The following is a 19394-nucleotide window of genomic DNA, read 5'->3' on the forward strand; positions in this document are numbered from 1 at the left end:
GGTCGCCAAGGCTATGACTCCTCCAGGTTCGTCGGGAGGGCGCGCACAGTACGCCCCTTTCCGTGGACAGTGGCAAGCAGACCGGTGCCCTCCATCTGCGCGAGTGCGCGCCGGACCGCCGTGCGGGAGGCTCCAAAGCGCTCGACCAGCCTCGATTCCGATGGGTACGCGTCGCCTACTGACAGGGAGTCCTCAGCGATCACGTTGGTCATACGGTCGACGAGTGGCGGGATGGGCTTCCCCGAGACCCGCCAGCCGGCACCCGGCACTGAGGCGATGAGCTTCTCGGCCTCCAAGACCTTGAGCGCGCGCCGGACGGTGTTGCGGGACACCTTGTGCTTGCGCATCAGGTCCGCCTCCGAGGGCAGCGAACCGCCCTCAGGCCCCTCGGCTACTTCCTTCCGTAGCACGTCGGCGATGAGCAAATAGGTTCCGCGCGGGCTGGCCTCCGCCACGGCACCTCCTTCCGGCAGTTTCGACTGTTTCCAGGGTCGCATGTGGGCCCAGCCCCCAGACTGGCGCTCCTCGGGAACACGCGATCCGGTAGGTATCGAACTACTCGGCTTGGCTGGCCCCTACGATTTGGGACAATTGCTCCGCCATGAAAGCTACCGAGTCGTTGCTAGCTAGACTTTCCTTGTATCCATCCTGGAACTCACAAAATCGGGCCAGGCAAAGCAAAGTCATAACCTTGAGCGACTCCGACAGCCAGTACAACTCGAAATTCGATGCTCCCCCACCCCTCTTCTCGTCGTAATGAACCATCCGATTCCGGGCATTCGTCACCGACTTTGCCCACGCTTGCGCATCACAACCGAAAACATCAGCAAGTCCGCCAAATTCAGCGAGCTCGATAAGACGCTGACGCAGACGAGGCTCGTTTGAATGACCGAGCTGCTCCTTCAGCCATGACCGATGGCGCTTAGGAACGTAACTCGCAAGCATCCCCTTGAAAGCTTTATACTCTGCCGCCGGACGCACCTCGTTAGGGAACTGCATTCGATGAAGGGTTTCCGCAGCCGATACGGCGTTAAAGAACTTATTTTCCGTGTACAGCGTCCTGTTGTACACAGAGGACAACATCAATCCCAGGACCACTCTCCTGCCGCGCAGAAACTCGAACCAGCGAGCTATGGCAGGGAGGCCGCCAATTTGCTGCAACGTCAGCAGCATGTCGGAAGGCCTGCGCTTCTTCTCGTCAGCCTGCCCAACCTGCGTCCCGTAGAGCTGTGCATGGACGTTGCTAGCCTCACCCTCGTCCACTACAGGGACCCGCAAGACAATCTTCGTCGGCATCGCCACTGAGCCCGCCGTGGCGGTAACGAGATCCTGCAGAACTGAGATATCCGCCCGAACTACCGAAAAATCAGCTGGGGTTTCATAATCGACATTCAAGGAGAAGTCACACTCGAAGCCCGGGTTCTGCTCGCTACCGAGAACTTTCCAGTTGCTTGATAGCGAAATCTTACACCCATCGACAGAGCCCTGCTCCATGGGACTCAAGGGCCTAAGCGTCAGGCTGTAGTCCACTAGTTGCCCGGTCGCCGGATCGATTTGAGCGTTTCTAGAAATAGGAGTGACCCCAACCCAGTCGAACATATTCACAAGACTGAATGACGCACGGTCAATCTTGAGCTCAGCCGGATCTAGAAGCGAATGACCAGCCAGCATGAAGTTCGCTCGGTGGTCGTCCCTCTTAAAGCCAGGGGATTCAAACCTGCTTGACACCACACGACATTCCAGAAGAGTCAGGAAGCGCTTCCCAGCCACTCCATGAATGGTTGAGGAGTCAGGCTCGTCGCCTGAGTCATCACCGAACTCCGAGTCGGAAAAGCTACCGATGAGGGACAGTCCAATACCCTTCACCGGATCGAAGGAGATGCGTCCCCCGATCGCGTCCGCATCCCGACCAGGAAGCCAGAAAAGGCCATCACTTTCGAATGGTTCCATCAGACCCCTCATCGTCCGGTCAACCGGCCAACATCGTAGGCGCGGAGAAGCCCCGCCCGAAGCAGATTCATCCGATGCGCGCCGGACCGAGGCAGGAGGCCGTCGGCCTCAAGACACCTGGCCGGCTGCGGACTCTTCGGAAGATCGTGGAACGACACCCTCCGGTGATTACGCGGGAACGATCCGGCAGCACCGCAGCGTCAGGGGGCAAAGTGCCAGGTCACCGGCCCCGAGACCACGCACCGCACAGGTCTCTTCTAAGCGCCTGGCACATCGGCACTCTTCAGGGCCCTGCGTCGGTCGGGTGCTGCGGCCCCACAGACCCGGCCCGTGTGGGGTGGGCCGGCCGAGTTCGAACCGGGCCCGAGTAGGGACGCCGCATCCACCCGCCGACGTCGTGGGCCGCCGGGCCGTCTCTGGGCCGTGCGAGGGTACGCGATGACGGACGACAACGACCAACTATGACGGCTGCCACCCAGGTCAGGTGGTGATGAAGTCAGCGCTATGCAAGCGCCCCTGACGACCTGTCAGTTCTAGTTATAGTGGGCAATGGTCGAGCAAGCACCGTGCCGTCGCGCAGAGATGAGGGCCCATGAGCCAGGTGACCGAGCACGGCGGAGGTGTCTGGTCTATCCGGGTGCCCATCCCCGACAACCCCCTCGGGCACACCCTGGTCCACGTCCTCGACACCGACCGGGGGCCCGTGCTCATCGACACCGGCTGGGACGATCCGGCGTCCTGGAGCGAGCTGTCCGACGGACTCGTCGCGCTCGGGACCTCCGTACGGGACGTGCACGGGATCGTCGTCACGCACCACCACCCCGACCACCACGGCCTCTCGGGGCAGGTCCGGGAGGCGTCCGAGGCGTGGATCGCGATGCACGCCGCCGACACCGCCGTCGTCCGCCGCACCCGGGAGTCCGAACCCGGTACGTGGCTCGACTACCTCGCCCGCAAACTGGAGGCCGTCGGCGCGCCCGAGGAGCACACCGCCCCGCTCCGCGCCGCCCGGACCTCCGGCCGCCGCGCGAGCACCCTGCCCGGCCTGCGCTCCGCCCTCCCCGACCGGGAGATCGTCCCCGGCGAGCTCCTCGACCTCGCGGGCCGCCGGCTGCGCGCGATCTGGACGCCCGGTCACACCCCGGGCCACGTCTGCCTGCACCTGGAGGAGGAGCACCCGGCTCGGCTGCCGGGGCACGGCCGGCTCTTCTCCGGCGACCACCTGCTGCCCGGGATCTCCCCGCACATCGGCCTCTACGAGGACCCGGACGACTCCACGGCCACCGACCCCCTCGGCGACTACCTGGACTCGCTGGAGCGGATCGGCCGGCTCGGCGTCGCCGAGGTGCTCCCCGCCCACCAGTACGCCTTCGCCGACGCTGCCGGGCGGGTACGGGAGCTGCTCGACCACCACGAGGAGCGGCTCGTCGGACTCCTGGAACTCCTCTCGACCCCGCTCACCCCCTGGCAGCTCGCCGAGCGCATGGAGTGGAACCGCCCCTGGGACCAGATCCCGTACGGCTCCCGCCACATCGCGGTCAGCGAGGCCGAGGCCCACGTGCGCCGGCTCGTGAAGCTGGGCCGTGCGGAGGCCGTGGCGGGCACGGAGCCGGTGACGTACGTGGCGGTGTGACCGCGCCCACGCCGGGCCCCCGGCCCGGGTGTGAGGCGGCTCCCACTCCCGGGTCGCCCCGAATACGGGCCGGTAGAGTGTGCGAGTCGTCATCACACCCGTACGGGGGGAAGCCGGTGCGAATCCGGCGCTGACCCGCAACCGTGACCGTCCTTCGAGCCTTCGAGCTTTCGGGCTTCCGAGCCCTCGGGCTTGCGAGCCTCCGATGTCCGAGGACGGAAGCCGGAATGCCCCGTCCGGGACGTGACCGCCGGCACCGTCGAGGAATACGGAGCCGAGCCTGGTGCCTCACGCGTGCCGGTGCCCGGCCGCAGGAGAGGCCACCACACGCATGACCACCGTCGTCCGCCGCGGCGCCGCCGCCTTCGCAGCCGCAGCGGTGCTCTGCACCGGCATGGCCCCCGTCGCGTCCGCCGCCCCGTCCCCCTCCGCGACCCCCGCGCCCCCGATCCCGGCCGGTCTGTACGGCAAGAAGGACCCGACGTACGACGGTGTGTGGCGCCAGTCGCTGGCGTTCATCGCCCAGACGACCAGCGGTGTGCAGCCCGCCGACGCGGCCGTGGACTGGCTGACGAAGCAGCAGTGCGCCAACGGCGCCTTCGCGTCCTACCGCCCGGACCCGGCGAAGCCCTGCGACCCGGCCACCATGCTGGACACCAACGCCACCGCCGTCGCCGTGCAGGCGCTCACCGGGGTCAAGGGCGGGAGCGCCACCCCGGAGCCGCTGCGCAAGGCCGCCGAGGCCGGTGCGAGCTGGCTGAAGGGCGTACAGAACAAGGACGGCGGCTGGGGCTACAACCCCGGCAGCCCCAGCGACGCCAACTCCACCTCGATCGTCGTCAGCGCGCTCACCGCGCTCGGCCAGAAGCCCGGCGAGGTGAAGTCCGCCGAGGGCAGGACGCCCTACGACGCCCTGCTCGCGTTCGCTCTGCCCTGCTCCTCCACGGAGGGCGCGGGCGCCTTCGCCTACCAGCCCGACAAGGACGGCAAGCTGCTCGCGAACGCCGACGCGACCGCGGCCGCCACCCTCGCGGGGCTCGGCAAGGGCGTCACCGCGGGCGGTGTGGAGCCCCAGCAGACCCCGGTATGCACGGCCGAGGCCAAGCCCACGATCCACCGCGCCGCGCTCAACGGCGCCTCCTACCTGGCCGCCGCGCTCGCGAAGACCGGCCACCTGAACACCCCGCCGATGCCCGGCGCCACCGACCCGACCGAGCTGCCCGACCACGGCAACACCGCCGACGCCGTCGTCGCGCTCGCCACCGCCGGCGCCACGAAGGAGGCGTCCGGCGCGCTGACCTGGCTCCAGCAGAACTCCGCCGCATGGGCGAAGGAGAGCGGCCCCGCCGCGTACGCGCAGCTGATCCTGGCCGCGAAGGCCATGCGCGTCGACCCGACCGCCTTCGGTTCGACCGACCTCCTCAAGGAGCTGGCCGCCACCGGTCCCGCGCCGAAGGCCTCGCCGTCCCCCACGGCCAAGGCGAGCGAGAAGGACGGCTCCGACTCCTCCTCCAACCTGTGGTGGATCATCGGCATCGGCGCGGTCGTCGGCATCGGCATCGGCTTCCTCCTGAGCGGTCGCAGGAAGTGAGGACCCCCCGGCTCTTCGCGGCGGCCGCCTCCGTGGCGCTGACGCTCGCCGTCGCCGCGCCCGCCCAGGCCGCCGGCTACCGGTACTGGTCGTACTGGGAGAGCGACGGCGGCCCGACGTGGGGGTACGCGACGCAGGGCCCGGCGACCGCCCGGCCCTCCGACGGCGGGTCGGTCGGCTTCCGCTTCGCGGTCAGCGAGGACGCGAGCGACGCCGCCCGGCCCTCCACCGCCCCCGGCTTCGCGGACATCTGCGGCGGTACGGAGGTGAAGGCCGGCACCAAGCGGGTGGCGGTCGTCGTGGACTTCGGCACCCCGCGGGACGCCCCGCAGGGCGAGAAGCCGCCCACGCCGACGGTCAGGACCGGCTGCGCGCAGGTCCGGGAGAACGCGACGAGCGCGGAGGCCCTGGCCGCGGTGGCCAAGCCGCTGCGGTACGACAGCGCGGCGCTGCTGTGCGGGATCGCCGGGTACCCGGCGAAGGGCTGCGGCGAGCAGGTCGCGGGAACGAACCCGCCGAAGAACGAGGAGAGCCGGCCCGCCGGCGACCCCACCGGGTCGGCCACCCCGGCGCCGAGGAGCGACGGTGGCGACGACGGCGGGCCCTCCGTCGGGATTTTGGTGGGCGGAGCCGCCGTAGTCGTCCTCGGGGGCGCCGCGCTCTGGAAGGCCCGCCGCCGCGCATGATCCGTGCCCCCGAAGCGAGCCGGTCCAACGCGCTGCACGCGGGCGCCTGGTGGATCTGGGCGCTCGGCCTGGCCGTCGCCGCCTCCCGTACCACCAACCCGCTGCTCCTCGGCCTGATCGTCGCCGTCGCGGGCTACGTCGTCGCGGCCCGGCGCACAGACGCCCCGTGGGCGCGTTCGTACGGGGCGTTCGTGAAGCTGGGCCTGTTCGTCGTGGCCCTGCGGGTGGTGTTCTCGGTGGTGCTGGGCTCGGCGATCCCGGGGAGCGTGGAGCTGTTCACGCTGCCCGAGGTGCCGGTGCCCGACTGGGCGCAGGGTGTGCGGATCGGCGGTCGGGTGACGGCGGAACAGGTCGTCTTCGCGGTGTACGACGGGGCCAAGCTGGCGACCCTGCTGATCTGCGTGGGCGCGGCGAACGCGCTCGCCAACCCGGCGCGGCTCCTCAAGTCGCTGCCGGGCGCGCTGTACGAGGTGGGGGTCGCCGTCGTCGTGGCGATGACCTTCGCGCCGAACATGGTGGCCGACGTGGTGCGGCTGCGGACCGCCCGGCGGCTGCGCGGGCGGCCGACGGGCGGGGTGCGGGCGGTGCTCCAGATCGGGCTGCCGGTCCTGGAGGGCGCGCTGGAGCGCTCGATCGCGGTGGCGGCGTCGATGGACGCGCGGGGCTACGGACGTACGGCGCGGGTGCCGCGGGCGGTGCGCCGGACGACGAACCTGCTGACGCTCGGCGGGCTGCTCGGCGTGTGCGCGGGCTCGTACGGTCTGCTGGCGGCGCAGGGCGCGGGGTACGGCCTTCCGCTGGTCGTCGCCGGGCTCGTCGCGGCCATGGCGGGTCTCCGCCTCGGCGGCCGACGCGCGGCACGGACCCGGTACCGGCCGGACCGGTGGGGGGCACGGGCCTGGCTCGTGGCCGGTTCGGGCGTGGCGGTGGCGGCACTGATGATCTGGGCGAACGGCTACGCGTACGAGGCGCTGCACCCGGGCGTCGTCCCGCTGAAGGCGCCGGAGCTTCCGCTGTGGCCCGCGGTGTCGTTGCTGCTGGGACTGCTGCCGGCGTGGGTGGCCCCGGTACCGGCGTCGGGGTCGGCTTCCGGGTCGGGGTCGGGGTCGGCTTCCGGGTCGGCTTCCGGACCGGGGCCGGGGTCCGCTTCGGGGCCGGTGTCCGGGTCGGCTTCCGGGGCGGCTTCCGGACCGGTGTCCGGGTCGGCTTCCGGACCGGGGCCGGGGTCCGCTTCGGGGCCGGTGTCCGGGTCGGCTTCCGGACCGGTGTCCGGGTCCGCTTCCGGACCGGTGTCCGGGTCCGCTTCCGGGTCCGCATCCGCGCCCTCGTCCGGCCCCGCATCCGTACCCGTATCCCTCTCCAAGGAGTCGTCGTGATCCGGTTCGAGAACGTCTCGGTGCGGTACGGGGACGAGGCCGCGCCCACGCTCCAGGGCATCGACCTGACGATCCCGGAGGGCGAACTGGTCCTGCTCGTCGGCCCGTCGGGCGTCGGCAAGTCGACGCTGCTCGGCGCGGTGTCGGGGCTCGTCCCGCACTTCACGGGCGGCACGCTGACCGGCCGCGTCACGGTCGCGGGCCGCGACACCCGGACGCACAAGCCGCGCGAACTCGCGGACGTGGTCGGCACGGTCGGCCAGGACCCGCTCGCGCACTTCGTGACGGACACGGTCGAGGACGAGCTGGCGTACGGGATGGAGTCCCTGGGCCTGGCCCCTGCCGTGATGCGGCGGCGCGTCGAGGAGACCCTGGACCTGCTGGGCCTCGCGGAGCTGCGGGACCGGCCGATCGCGACGCTCTCGGGCGGGCAGCAGCAGCGAGTGGCGATCGGCTCGGTGCTGACCCCGCACCCGAAGGTCCTCGTCCTGGACGAGCCGACGTCGGCGCTGGACCCGGCGGCGGCGGAGGACGTCCTCGCGGTGCTGCAGCGGCTGGTGCACGATCTGGGCACGACGGTCCTGATGGCGGAGCACCGCCTGGAGCGGGTGGTCCAGTACGCGGACCAGGTCCTGCTGCTGCCGGACGGGGTCATGGGCCCGCCCGCCGAGATCATGACGGTCTCGCCGATCCACCCGCCGGTGGTCTCCCTGGGCCGCCTGGCGGGCTGGACCCCGCTCCCCCTGACCGTCCGCGACGCCCGCCGCCGCGCGTCCGACCTCCGGTCCCGCCTGGAGGGGCGGGCGCCGGGGGCGTGTGCGGGCGCGTCGCCAGGTGCGGGCCCTGCGGGGCTTCTCCCCAACCCCGCCCCTTCCCGTAACCGAGGGCTCCGCCCCCGGACCCCCGGTCCTCAATCGCCGGACGGGCTGAAGAACGAGCCCGCCCAGCAACACGAAGCTCCCGCGCGGCGCGAAGCTGCCGCACGGTCGGGGACGGAAGCCCCCGCGCGGCGCGAAGCTGCCGCAGCGCCGGGGACGGAAGCCCCCGCGCGGCGCGAAGCTGCCGCAGCGCCGGGGGCGGAAGCCCCCGCGCGGCGCGAAGCTGCCGCAGCGCCGGGGGCGGAAGCCTCCGATGGTCAGCCGTCCGCCGGCCCCCGGCAGGGTTTCGGGAAGGGGTGGGGTGGGGGAATCTCGCTGTTCCTGCGGCGCCCCACGACCGCCCCGGTCGACCCCGCCCCCACCCACCTCGTCGACGTCCGTGCCCTCGGTGTCCGGCGCGGCCGCGTCGAGGCGCTGCTCGGCGTCGATCTTCAGGTCCGCGCCGGGGAGACCGTCGCCCTCATGGGCCGCAACGGTGCCGGCAAGTCGACCCTGCTCAGCGCCCTCGTCGGCATCGTCGAGCCCACCTTCGGCACCGCCCTCGTCTCCGGCCGCGCCCCCCACCGCACCGACCCCCGCGAGCTGATCCGCCACGTCGGTCTCGTGCCGCAGGAGCCCCGGGACCTGCTGTACGCCGACACGGTCGCCGCCGAGTGCTCCGCCGCCGACTCCGACGCCGGCGCCGCCCCCGGCACCTGCCGGGCGCTGGTGTCCGAGCTGCTGCCGGACGTGGCGGACGACACCCACCCCCGCGATCTCTCCGAAGGCCAGCGCCTGGCACTCGCGCTCGCCGTCGTCCTCACCGGCCGCCCCCCGCTCCTCCTCCTCGACGAGCCGACCCGCGGTCTCGACTACGCCGCCAAGGCCCGCCTCGTCGCCCACCTGCGCGAGCTGGCCGCCGCCGGCCACGCCATCGTGCTCGCCACGCACGACGTGGAGCTGGCCGCGGAGCTGGCGCACCGGGTGGTGATCCTGGCCGGCGGCGAGGTCGTCGCGGACGGCCCGACGGCCGAGGTCGTCGTCTCCTCCCCCGCCTTCTCCCCCCAGGTCGCCAAGGTCCTCGCCCCGCAGCCGTGGCTCACGGTCGAGCAGGTCAGGGAGGCCCTGTGAGCAGGACGCCCACGCCCGCCGGGACTCCGCCCGGCCGCCCGAGCCGCCCCACCCGCCCCATCCGCTCCGCCCGCCTCATCCGTCCCACCCGCCCCATTCGCTCCGCCCGCCCTATCCGCCCCACCCGCCTCGTCCGTCCCATCCGCCTCGGAGTCCGCTCCGTCGCCGCCCTCGCCCTCGTGTCCTTCGTCGGGCTGGCCGCCATCGGCTGGCCCCTCTTCGCGGACAGTGACTCCGCCGTCACCACGCACGCCGCCGACGCCCCCTGGTTCTTCGCCGCGCTCCTCCCCCTCCTCATCGCGGTCGTGGTCGCGACGATCGCCGACTCCGGCATGGACGCGAAGGCCGTCGCGATGCTGGGCGTGCTCGCGGCCGTCGGCGCGGCCCTGCGGCCCCTGGGTGCGGGCACGGCCGGCCTGGAACCCATGTTCTTCCTGATGGTGCTGAGCGGCCGCGTCCTCGGACCGGGCTTCGGCTTCGTCCTCGGGGCCGTCACGATGTTCGCGTCCGCCCTGCTCACGGGCGGTGTGGGCCCCTGGATGCCGGTCCAGATGCTCGCCATGGGCTGGTTCACCATGGGCGCCGGCCTGCTCCCCCGCCCGGACACGCTCCGGGGCCGGGCCGAGCTGCTGACCCTGTCGGCGTACGGGTTCGTGGCGGCGTTCGCGTACGGCACCGTCACCAATCTGTACGGCTGGGTCACGCTGGGCGGCGCCGGTCAGGACGGCGGGATCTTCTTCGTACCCGGGGCGCCGGCCGACGAGAACATGGTCCGCTTCCTCGCCTTCCTCCTCGCCACCTCCCTCGGCTGGGACCTCGGCCGCGCCGTCCTCACCGTCGTCCTCACCCTCACCGTCGGCGGCACGCTCCTCAAGGCGCTCCGGCGCGCCACGCGACGCGCCAACTTCGAGGCCCAGGTCACATTCGAGGGCTCGGAAGGGGGCCTCCGGGGTGAGGCGCCCCACAGGACCTAGGTCACGTACGAAGTGAAATAGGAGAGGGTGCAGACCCTCCCAAATCCCCCCATAGGCCCTCGCTACCTGCGAAAACGTCTCATCCCCGACCCCCTGCCGTTCGGCGCGTGTCCGACTCCGCTTCGTACCGGGGGTCGTTGCATCGCCCGTTCGGCCCTGGTTGTCTGGTGGACGTCGCCAGGCAAGCAGCGCTCAGCGCAGCGCCTCGGACAGGCCGATTCCCCACCGGATCCGGAATCCCCGGGCTCTGGTTCCGGCTTGCCGAAAACGCCCGGCGCACCCCATGTCCCCGACGTTAGGTCGCTTCGTGTTCCGCTCGCTCTCCCCCCGTGTCTCGTCCCGCAAGAAGTCCCTCGCCGCCACCGCAGCCGTGCTGCTCGGCGCCTCGGGTGCGGTGCTCGGCACGACGTCCACGGCCTCGGCCGCGACTCCCCAGGAGATTGCCAAGCAGATCGTCCCGGCTTCGCAGTACGCGTCGTTCAGCAAGATCGTCGACCACGAGTCCGACTGGAACCCTTCCGCCACCAACGCCTCCAGCGGCGCCTACGGTCTGGTCCAGGCTCTCCCGGCCTCGAAGATGTCTTCGGCCGGCTCGGACTGGAAGACCAACCCGGCCACCCAGATCAAGTGGGGCCTCAACTACATGAACGAGCGCTACGGCAGCCCGAACGCCGCCTGGGCCTTCTGGCAGGCCAACGGCTGGTACTAAGAGCACCAGTCGGCAGTCGGTCGGCCGTCGCAGTCAGTAGGCAGTCGACAGCCGCAGTCAGCAGGCAGTCTCACCCGCAAGGCCCCGCCCTCCCTCCCGGAGGGGCGGGGCCTGCGGCGTTTCCCGGGTCAGAGCCTCTGAATGATCGTCCCCGTCGCCAGCGCCCCACCCGCGCACATCGTGACGAGCGCGAACTCCTTGTCCGAACGCTCCAGTTCGTGCAGCGCCGTGGTGATGAGCCGCGCCCCGGTCGCCCCCACCGGGTGCCCGAGCGCGATCGCACCGCCGTTGACGTTGACCTTCACGAGCCCGTCGAGGTCGGCCTCGAACTCCTGCGCCCAGCTCAGCACCACCGACGCGAACGCCTCGTTGATCTCGACCAGGTCGATGTCCTTGAGCGACATCCCGGCCTTGCCGAGCACCGCGCGGGTCGCGTCGATCGGGCCGTCGAGGTGGAAGTGCGGGTCGGAGCCGACGAGGGCCTGGGCGACGATCCGGGCTCGGGGCCTGAGGCCCAGCGCGCGCGCCGTCCGCCGGGACGCCCACATCAGCGCGCACGCCCCGTCGGAGATCTGCGAGGAGTTCCCGGCGGTGTGGACGGCGGTCGGCATGACCGGCTTGAGCCGGCCGAGCGCCTCCATGCTGGTGTCGCGCAGCCCCTCGTCACGGTCGACGAGCCGCCACATGCCCTGCCCGGCGGCCTGCTCCTCCTCGGTGGTCGGGACCTGGACGGCGAAGGTCTCGCGCTTGAACCGCTCCTCGGACCAGGCGATCGCGGCCCGTTCCTGGGAGAGCAGACCGAGGGAGTCGACCCGTTCGCGGCTCAGGCCCCTGCGCCGGGCGATGCGCTCGGCCGCCTCGAACTGGTTGGGCAGGTCGACGTTCCACTCGTCCGGCCAGGGCTTTCCGGGACCGTGCTTGGAGCCGGAGCCGAGCGGGACGCGGGACATCGCCTCGACGCCGCAGCTGATGCCGATGTCGATGACACCCGAGGCGATCATGTTGGCGACCATGTGACTGGCCTGCTGGGACGAGCCGCACTGACAGTCGACGGTGGTGGCGGCGGTCTCGTAGGGAAGCCCCATGGTGAGCCAGGCGTTGCGCGCGGGGTTCATGGACTGCTCGCCGGCGTGGGTGACGGTACCGCCGACGATCTGCTCGACACAGTCGGCCTTGATGCCGGTGCGGCCGAGGAGTTCACGGTAGGTCTCGCCCAGGAGGTAGGCGGGGTGGAGGTTGGCGAGCGCGCCTCCGCGCTTGCCGATGGGGGTGCGTACTGCTTCGACGATGACGGGTTCCGCGGCCATGAGCTCGTCCTCTCCTCGCCCGGGCGGGGTGTCCCGGCACTCCGCGACGGGGGCGGTACGGGGAACTAGTACGCGTTCTAGTTCTGAGTGAAGTCTTATGACTGCTACCGCCGGTACGCAAGGGTTGTGCACGCACCCGCGCCCGCCCCGAGCACCCACAATCACCACAGCAACAGTTCCGGCCGCATCCCTTGCGACTTGTAGAACCCGTTACTACCTTGCGGTCATCATCTGATGGACCGTCAGGAGTGTGTTGCCGATGCCCTGCCCTCACCTCCCCGAAGGGTTCGACGCCACCGACCCCGATCTGCTCCAGAGCCGCATACCCTTCCCGGAGTTCGCCCAACTGCGGCAGACCGCCCCCGTCTGGTGGTGCCCCCAGCCGCGCGGCGTCACCGGCTTCGACGACGAGGGGTACTGGGCCGTCACCCGGCACGCGGACGTCAAGTACGTCTCCACGCACCCCGAGTTGTTCTCCTCCACCGAGAACACGGCCGTCATCCGGTTCAACGAGCACATCACCCGGGACCAGATCGAGGTCCAGAAGCTGATCATGCTGAACATGGACCCGCCCGAGCACACCCGGGTCCGCCAGATCGTCCAGCGCGGCTTCACGCCCCGCGCGATCCGCACCCTGGAGACGGCCCTGCGCGCCCGCGCCCGGACCATCGTGGAGGAGGCGAAGCGGAACGCCGCCGCCGGAGGCTCCTTCGACTTCGTCACCCAGGTCGCCGTCGAGCTGCCGCTCCAGGCGATCGCCGAACTCATCGGCGTACCGCAGGAGGACCGGGCCCGGATCTTCGACTGGTCCAACAAGATGGTCGCGTACGACGATCCCGAGTACGCGATCACCGAGGAGATCGGTGCCGAGGCCGCCATGGAGCTCATCGGCTACTCGATGAACCTGGCCGCCGAGCGCAAGGAGTGCCCGGCCAAGGACATCGTGACCCAGCTCGTCGCCGCCGAGGGACAGGGCAACCTCTCCTCCGACGAGTTCGGCTTCTTCGTGCTGCTGCTCGCAGTGGCCGGAAACGAGACCACCCGTAACGCCATCAGCCACGGCATGTACGCCTTCCTCACCCACCCCGAGCAGTGGGAGCTCTACAAGCGGGAGCGGCCGGCGACCGCCGCCGAGGAGATCGTGCGCTGGGCCACCCCGGTGGTCTCCTTCCAGCGGACCGCGACGCAGGACACCGAGATCGGCGGCCAGAAGATCCGTCGGGGAGACCGGGTCGGGCTCTTCTACTCCTCCGCCAACAACGACCCCGAGGTCTTCGAGCGTCCCGAGACCTTCGACATCACGCGCGACCCGAACCCACACCTCGGATTCGGCGGCGGGGGCCCGCACTTCTGCCTCGGCAAGTCGCTCGCCATCAACGAGATCGACCTCATCTTCAACGCGCTCGCGGACGAGCTGCCCGACCTGACACTCGTGAGCGAACCGCGGCGGCTGCGCGCGGCCTGGCTGAACGGGATCAAGGAGTTGCAGGTCCGGGCCGGCTCCTGACAGACCGGGAGGCGGGGGCCTTCCCCCCTACGCCGGGGCCCCCGCCACCCGCCACGACCGGTCCTCGCCTGCGCGCCGGAACAGTCCCCGACCACGCACCCCCGGACCGCCCCCGCCTGCGCGCCGGAACAGTCCCCGACCACGCACCGCCGGACCGTCCCCGCCCGCGCGCCGGACCCGTCCCCGCCTGCGCGCCGGACCCGTCCCTGCCTGCGCGCCGGACCCGTCCCTGCCTGCGCGACCAGCGGAACCGGACCCTCCCCCGTGACGTCTGATCCGGCATGCGGGGGACACACAGATTTCTGGCCATGATCGTCGCGCTGCTCGCGCTCCAGCTCGGCTCGCTGATCGCACCGGCGTACGCATGCGGCTGCGGGGCGATGATCCCGGACCGGAACCACCGGATCGGCGTTGACCGGGAGACCTCGGCGGTGCGCTGGGACGGCCGTACGGAACAGATCGTCATGCGCTTCACCGTGCGAGGTGACGCCGAGCGGGCCGCCTGGATCATGCCCGTACCCGGCCGCGCGGACGTGGCGCTCGGCGACCCGGCGCTCTTCGACGCGCTGGAGGACCTCACCCGGCCCGAGTACAGGACACGACCCTACTTCTGGCCGCGCGGCAACGACTGGCCCTTCGACCTCGGCGGCTCGGACGGCGCGTCGGCCGGGGCGCCCGAGGCGGGCGCGCCTGACGTCGGCGTCGTCGGACGCGAACGGCTCGGCCCCTTCGACGTGGCGCGCCTGACCGCCACCGACCCGGCGGCGCTGAGCGGTTGGCTGAAGGAGAACGGCTTCGAGCTCTCCGACAGCCTGGCCACCGAACTGACGCCGTACGTGGAGCGGAAGTGGGAGTACGTCGCCGTAAAGCTGGCCCCCCACACTTCGGCAACCTCGGAAACCCCCACAGCGCCTGCGACTTCGGGAACCTCCACAACCTCGGCAACCCCGCCAGCCCCGGCGGCCTCGTCGACGCCGAGCGACCCCGACCCCGGCGCCTCGGCACCGTCCTCCGGCCGGGTTGCCCTCGGTGGCGAACTCACCCCGCTCCGGATCACCTTCGCCAGCTCCGAACTCGTCTACCCCATGCGCCTCTCCCGACTGGCGAAGACCCCGCAGTCCCTCGGCCTGTACGTCCTCGCCGACCACCGCATGGAGCCGCGCGACGACATCGGCGGTTCGCGCCCCGAGGTGAGGTTCGCGGGCGGGATCGAGGGGACGGAGGACGACGCGCTCGCCGCGCTCACCGGCGGCCGCCCGGTCTTCCTGACCGCGCTCGACCAGGAGTTCCCCGAGCCGTCGCGGATCGACGGCGACCACGAACTGCGGGCGGTCGCCGACACCCCGTACCGGGAAGTGATCTACACCGGCCGGCTGCTCACCGTCGGCGACGGGATCCCGGTCTGGTTCCTGGTGGTCTCCGGCGTCCTGCTCGTGATCGTGGTCGCGGCTGTGGCAATTCGCCATGTGCGGAAGCGGCCTGAGGTACGTTCGGCCGTATGAACCAGGATCAATGGTCCACCGTCGACCGCTACGTCACCGATCTGCTCGCCCCGGCCGACGACGCGCTCGCCGCGACGCTCGCCGACTCCCGCGCGGCCGGGCTCCCCGAGATCGCCGTCGCGCCCAACCAGGGCAAGCTCCTCAACCTGCTCATCGCCATGGCGGGCGCGCGCTCGGCCCTGGAGATCGGCACGCTCGGCGGGTACAGCACGATCTGGATGGCGCGTGCGCTGCCCGCCGACGGCCGGATGATCTCCCTGGAGCACAACCCGGCGCACGCGGACGTGGCCCGCGCCAACATCGCCCGGGCCGGCCTCGACAAGATCGTCGAGGTCCGGACGGGCGCGGCCCTGGACAGCCTGCCCCAGTTGGAGGCGGAGGGCGCCGGCCCGTTCGACTTCGTCTTCATCGACGCCGACAAGGTGAACAACCCGCACTACGTGGAGTGGGCGCTGCGCCTCTCCCGCCCCGGCACGGTCATCGTCGCCGACAACGTCGTACGCGGCGGCGCGATCCTCGACGCGGAGTCGGCGGAACCGGCGATCACCGGCACCCGCGCGATGTTCGAACTGGTCTCGCGCGAGCCCCGCTTGGACGCGACGGCGTTCCAGACGGTCGGCGTGAAGGGTTACGACGGGCTGCTGGTGGCCCGGGTCGTGGCATAGCGCAAGGCGGTCATATCCTGCCTTCCATGAGCATCGTGAAGATCAACGTCCTGACCGTCCCGGCCGAGCAGCGTGAGGTTCTGGAGCAGCGCTTCGCCTCCCGCGCCGGGGCCGTCGAGGGCTCCGACGGCTTCGAGTGGTTCGAGCTGCTGCGGCCGCTGGAGGGCACCGACCAGTACCTGGTGTACACCCGCTGGCGCAGCGAGGAGGACTTCCAGAACTGGATGAGCGGTTCCATGAAGGCCGCGCACGGGGGCGGCGCCGAGGGTGCCGGCGGGGAGGGTTCCGGTGCGGAGCGGCCCAAGCCGGCGGCCACGGGGTCCACGCTCTGGTCGTTCGAGGTCGTCCAGCAGGCCTCCCCGAAGTGAGCGGCTGGTCGTTCGCGCCCGAGCACGTCCACACCACCGAGGCGACGGCACTGCGCCGCGCCTACTACGACGACGTGGCCAGCCGCTACTGGCGGCGGCCCGCCACCGAGGCGGAGGTCGACGAGGGGCTGGCGAACGACGGGGTGGAGCTGCTGACCCCGCCGACGGGCCAGTTCCTCGTGGGCCGTTACGAGGGCGAGCCGGCGGCCTGCGGTGGTGTGCTGCTCCTCGACGCGGAACGCGCCGAGCTGACGCGGGTGTTCCTGCGCCACGCGTTCCGGGGCACGGGCGGCGCCGGGACGCTGCTGGGCCGGCTGGAGGACGCGGCCCGTGACCTGGGCGCGCGGCGGATGGTCCTCAACACGCGGCTCGACCTGGTCGAGGCGCGCGCTCTGTACTCCCGCCACGGCTACGGGGAGATACCGGCGTACTGCGAGGGCCCGTACATGGACATCTGGTACGGCAAGGACCTTTAGTCCGGACGCCCGGACGTCCGTACGCCCGGAGGTCCGAACGCCCGGAGGTCCGAACGCCCGGAGGTCCGAACGCCCGGACCCACGTACGTCCGTGCATCCGTACTCGCTCCGGGCGCTCCGCGCCCCTCTACGCGTGGTGGTCGCGGGGCGGTTCGTGCGTGTGCGGTCGCTCCGCGTCCGAGCCGCTCAGCTCGGCCGTCAGCTCCTCCACCAACTGCACGAGGTCCGTGGGCCGGTCCGGGCCCCACCAGTCGCCGAGCAGTTCGGCGAGCGACTCCTCGCGCGCCTTCGCCAGCCGGGTCGCGACCGCGAGCCCTTCCTCGGTGAGGATCAGCTGCAGCCCCTCCCGGCGCGCCAGACGGCGCTCCTCGACCTGGCGGGACGCCTCCGTGATGGCGCGCAGCGGGACGGGGGTGGTCTCGGCGAGCCGGGCCGGTTCCACGGTCCCGTGGCGGCGGATCCGCAGCACGAGCCAGCTCGCGGCGGGCAGCAGGTCGAGCCCCGCCCTGGCGGTGATCTTCTCGTAGATCGCCCTGCGGCCCTCGCGCGAGCCGAGCACGGACAGGGCCCGGGCGCACTCGTCGTACGAGGAGCGCTCCACGGGGTTGGAGGCCAGGGTCTGGCTGGTGTCGGGGGCGGTGACGGAGGCGCGCAGCTTGTCCTCCTTGAGGAACCAGGCGACGACGAACGCGACGAGGACGACCGGCGCGGCGTAGAGGAAGACGTCCGTGATGGAGGTCGCGTAGGCGTGCAGGACCGGCGGCCGGAGGTCGGGCGGGAGTTCGGCGATGGCGCGCGGGTCGGCGGCGATCTGGTCGGGTCCGGTGCCCGGCGGCAGCGGCTGACCGGCCAGGGCGTCGTCGAGCTTGGTGCGCAGCCGGTTGGTGAAGATGGTGCCGAAGACGGCGACGCCGAAGGAGGCTCCGATGGACCGGAAGAAGGTCGCGCCGGAGGTGGCGACGCCGAGATCCTGGTACGAGACGGCGTTCTGCACGACGAGGACGAGGACCTGCATGACGAGGCCGAGACCGGCGCCGAAGACGAAGAAGTAGGCGCTCATCTCCCACGTGGAACTGGTCTCCGTCAGCTCGTTGAGCAGCAGAAGTCCCAGGGCCGTGATGCCGGTGCCGGCGATCGGGAAGACCTTCCATCGGCCGGTGCGCGAGACGATCTGGCCGGAGCCGGTGGAGGTGATGAGCAGGCCGAGGACCATGGGCAGCATGTGCACCCCGGACATGGTCGGGGTGACGCCCTGGACGACCTGGAGGAAGGTCGGCAGATAGGTCATCGCGCCGAACATCGCGAAGCCCACGACGAAGCTGATGACCGAGACGAGGGTGAACGTCCGGATCCGGAAGAGCTTCAGCGGCAGCACGGGCTCGGCCGCGCGCCCCTCGACGTACACGAACCACACCAGGAGGACGGCGCCGAGGACGGCGAGCGCGATGATCTGCGGGGAGCCCCAGGCCCAGGTGGTGCCGCCGAGGGAGGCCACGAGGACCAGGCAGGTGGCGACCGACGCGATGAGGAACGTACCGAGGTAGTCGATGCGGTGCTGCGTGCGGCGTACCGGGATGTGCAGGACGGCGGCGATCACGAAGAGGGCGACGACGCCGATGGGCAGGTTGATGTAGAAGACCCAGCGCCAGGAGAGGTGTTCGGTGAACAGCCCGCCGAGCAGCGGACCGAGGACGCTCGTGGCGCCGAAGACAGCGCCGAAGAGACCCTGGTACTTGCCGCGTTCCCGGGGCGGGACGAGGTCGCCGACGATCGCCATGGACAGGACCATGAGCCCGCCGCCGCCGAGGCCCTGGACGGCGCGGAAGGCGATGAGCTGCGGCATGTTCTGCGCGATGCCGCAGAGGGCGGAGCCGACGAGGAAGATGACGATGGCTGCCTGGAAGAGCTTCTTCCTGCCGTACTGGTCGCCGAGCTTGCCCCAGAGGGGGGTCGCGGCCGTCGACGCGAGCATGTAGGCCGTGACCACCCAGGAGAGGTGCTCCATGCCTCCGAGTTCGCTGACGATCGTCGGGAGGGCCGTGGAGACGATGGTCTGGTCGAGCGCGGCCAGCAGCATGCCGAGCAGCAGGGCGCCGATGGCCACCATCACCGAGCGGTGACTCCCGTGCTCCCCTGGCACCGGGCCGCCACCGCCGAGGTCCGCCGTGCGTTCGTCCTGGGCCATGGCATCTCCTCGCTTCCGTTCCCTCCATCCTGGGCGGAATGTCCGGTTACGGCCTGCGGAAGGGCACAGCTGTTCTCCTCGCCGCTGCGGGCGGCCTGCATAATCGCTGCCAGTTGAAATGGGGAGGGGATCCACCATGACCGGACACGCATGCCCTGAGTGCGGTGGACACAGACCGGGCTGCGCCTGCTACCAGGCGGAGGTCGCGGCGGCGGAGGACTTCGACCCGCTGCGGATCCGGCCGTACGTGACCCTGGACGAGCCCGGGGAGCAGGGGAAGCCGGGGGAACCCCCGCCGCCCCCGCCGGTGACGGCGACGCAGGACCCGACGGACACGACGCCCTTGCTCCTGCCGGTGACGGGGACCCCGGAGGTACTCCAGGGGGTGGTCTTGCACGGGCCCCGCTCGGATGGGGAGGAACCGTACGGGTCCGTGGCGTCAGGGGCGTCGGAGGGGCCGTACGGGTCAGGGGCGCC

At 71.1% G+C, this 19394-nt stretch carries 16 protein-coding genes and 1 pseudogene; 12 read left to right on the forward strand and 5 right to left on the reverse strand.

Annotation, left to right across the window (positions count from 1 at the left end):
* Positions 1-11: 11 nt before the first annotated feature.
* Both ACWF79_RS06690 and ACWF79_RS06695 read right to left on the reverse strand, forming a co-directional pair.
* The gene (locus tag ACWF79_RS06690; protein ID WP_453726955.1) at positions 12-455 is read right to left on the reverse strand and encodes a GntR family transcriptional regulator; all 444 of its coding nucleotides are present in this window, start codon (positions 453-455) and stop codon (positions 12-14) included.
* 100 nt (positions 456-555) lie between these two features.
* The gene (locus ACWF79_RS06695; RefSeq protein ID WP_453726956.1) at positions 556-1950 is read right to left on the reverse strand and encodes an ApeA N-terminal domain 1-containing protein; all 1395 of its coding nucleotides are present in this window, start codon (positions 1948-1950) and stop codon (positions 556-558) included.
* A gap of 592 nt (positions 1951-2542) precedes the next feature.
* On the opposite strand from ACWF79_RS06695, the gene ACWF79_RS06700 reads away from it, so the two are divergent.
* The 7 genes and pseudogenes from ACWF79_RS06700 to ACWF79_RS06730 all read left to right on the forward strand — a co-directional run bounded on the left by ACWF79_RS06700 (position 2543) and on the right by ACWF79_RS06730 (position 10907).
* Entirely contained in the window at positions 2543-3583 is a 1041-nt protein-coding gene (locus ACWF79_RS06700) for an MBL fold metallo-hydrolase (RefSeq protein ID WP_453726957.1), read from the forward strand.
* 331 nt (positions 3584-3914) lie between these two features.
* Entirely contained in the window at positions 3915-5174 is a 1260-nt protein-coding gene (locus ACWF79_RS06705; RefSeq protein WP_453726958.1) for a prenyltransferase/squalene oxidase repeat-containing protein, read from the forward strand.
* Positions 5171-5860 carry an SCO2322 family protein gene (locus ACWF79_RS06710; RefSeq protein WP_453726959.1) on the forward strand — a complete coding sequence of 230 codons (690 nt, stop codon included), beginning with the start codon at positions 5171-5173 and terminating at the stop codon, positions 5858-5860. Before ACWF79_RS06705 ends, ACWF79_RS06710 begins: the two co-directional genes overlap by 4 nt.
* Positions 5857-6951 (forward strand): annotated as a pseudogene (locus ACWF79_RS06715) (energy-coupling factor transporter transmembrane component T); the annotation flags it as partial. The gene ACWF79_RS06710 and the pseudogene ACWF79_RS06715, both read left to right, overlap by 4 nt.
* Positions 6952-7232: 281 nt before the next feature.
* Positions 7233-9224 carry an ABC transporter ATP-binding protein gene (locus ACWF79_RS06720; RefSeq protein ID WP_453726960.1) on the forward strand — a complete coding sequence of 664 codons (1992 nt, stop codon included), beginning with the start codon at positions 7233-7235 and terminating at the stop codon, positions 9222-9224.
* The gene (locus ACWF79_RS06725; RefSeq protein WP_453726961.1) at positions 9221-10198 is read left to right on the forward strand and encodes an ECF transporter S component; all 978 of its coding nucleotides are present in this window, start codon (positions 9221-9223) and stop codon (positions 10196-10198) included. The genes ACWF79_RS06720 and ACWF79_RS06725 overlap by 4 nt, the downstream gene beginning before the upstream one ends.
* A gap of 307 nt (positions 10199-10505) precedes the next feature.
* Positions 10506-10907, forward strand: a complete 402-nt coding sequence (locus tag ACWF79_RS06730; RefSeq protein WP_453726962.1) for an aggregation-promoting factor C-terminal-like domain-containing protein — start codon at positions 10506-10508, stop codon at positions 10905-10907.
* 128 nt (positions 10908-11035) lie between these two features.
* Here ACWF79_RS06730 and ACWF79_RS06735 read toward each other — a convergent pair whose 3' ends face one another.
* On the reverse strand, positions 11036-12214 hold the full coding sequence (locus ACWF79_RS06735; RefSeq protein WP_453726963.1) for a steroid 3-ketoacyl-CoA thiolase: 1179 nt from the start codon (positions 12212-12214) through the stop codon (positions 11036-11038).
* A gap of 259 nt (positions 12215-12473) precedes the next feature.
* Here ACWF79_RS06735 and ACWF79_RS06740 point away from each other — a divergent pair, with 259 nt between their 5' ends.
* The 5 genes from ACWF79_RS06740 (at position 12474) to ACWF79_RS06760 (ending at position 16732) form a co-directional block, all read left to right on the forward strand.
* A complete protein-coding gene (locus tag ACWF79_RS06740; protein WP_453726964.1) occupies positions 12474-13721 on the forward strand; it encodes a cytochrome P450 in 1248 nt (415 codons plus the stop codon).
* A gap of 308 nt (positions 13722-14029) precedes the next feature.
* Complete coding sequence (locus tag ACWF79_RS06745) at positions 14030-15223, forward strand: DUF2330 domain-containing protein (protein ID WP_453726965.1); 1194 nt, start codon at positions 14030-14032, stop codon at positions 15221-15223.
* Complete coding sequence (locus ACWF79_RS06750) at positions 15220-15888, forward strand: O-methyltransferase (protein WP_453726966.1); 669 nt, start codon at positions 15220-15222, stop codon at positions 15886-15888. The genes ACWF79_RS06745 and ACWF79_RS06750 overlap by 4 nt, the downstream gene beginning before the upstream one ends.
* A gap of 26 nt (positions 15889-15914) precedes the next feature.
* Positions 15915-16256, forward strand: coding sequence for an antibiotic biosynthesis monooxygenase family protein (locus ACWF79_RS06755; protein ID WP_453726967.1), 342 nt, complete (start codon positions 15915-15917; stop codon positions 16254-16256).
* On the forward strand, positions 16253-16732 hold the full coding sequence (locus ACWF79_RS06760) for a GNAT family N-acetyltransferase (RefSeq protein WP_453726968.1): 480 nt from the start codon (positions 16253-16255) through the stop codon (positions 16730-16732). Before ACWF79_RS06755 ends, ACWF79_RS06760 begins: the two co-directional genes overlap by 4 nt.
* Before the next feature lie 127 nt (positions 16733-16859).
* Here ACWF79_RS06760 and ACWF79_RS06765 read toward each other — a convergent pair whose 3' ends face one another.
* Positions 16860-18917, reverse strand: coding sequence for a DHA2 family efflux MFS transporter permease subunit (locus ACWF79_RS06765; RefSeq protein WP_453726969.1), 2058 nt, complete (start codon positions 18915-18917; stop codon positions 16860-16862).
* Positions 18918-19106: 189 nt separating this feature from the next.
* The gene (locus tag ACWF79_RS06770) at positions 19107-19253 is read right to left on the reverse strand and encodes a hypothetical protein (protein ID WP_453726970.1); all 147 of its coding nucleotides are present in this window, start codon (positions 19251-19253) and stop codon (positions 19107-19109) included.
* Positions 19254-19394 lie beyond the last annotated feature (141 nt).

This window comes from Streptomyces sp. NPDC054975, assembly GCF_053609105.1.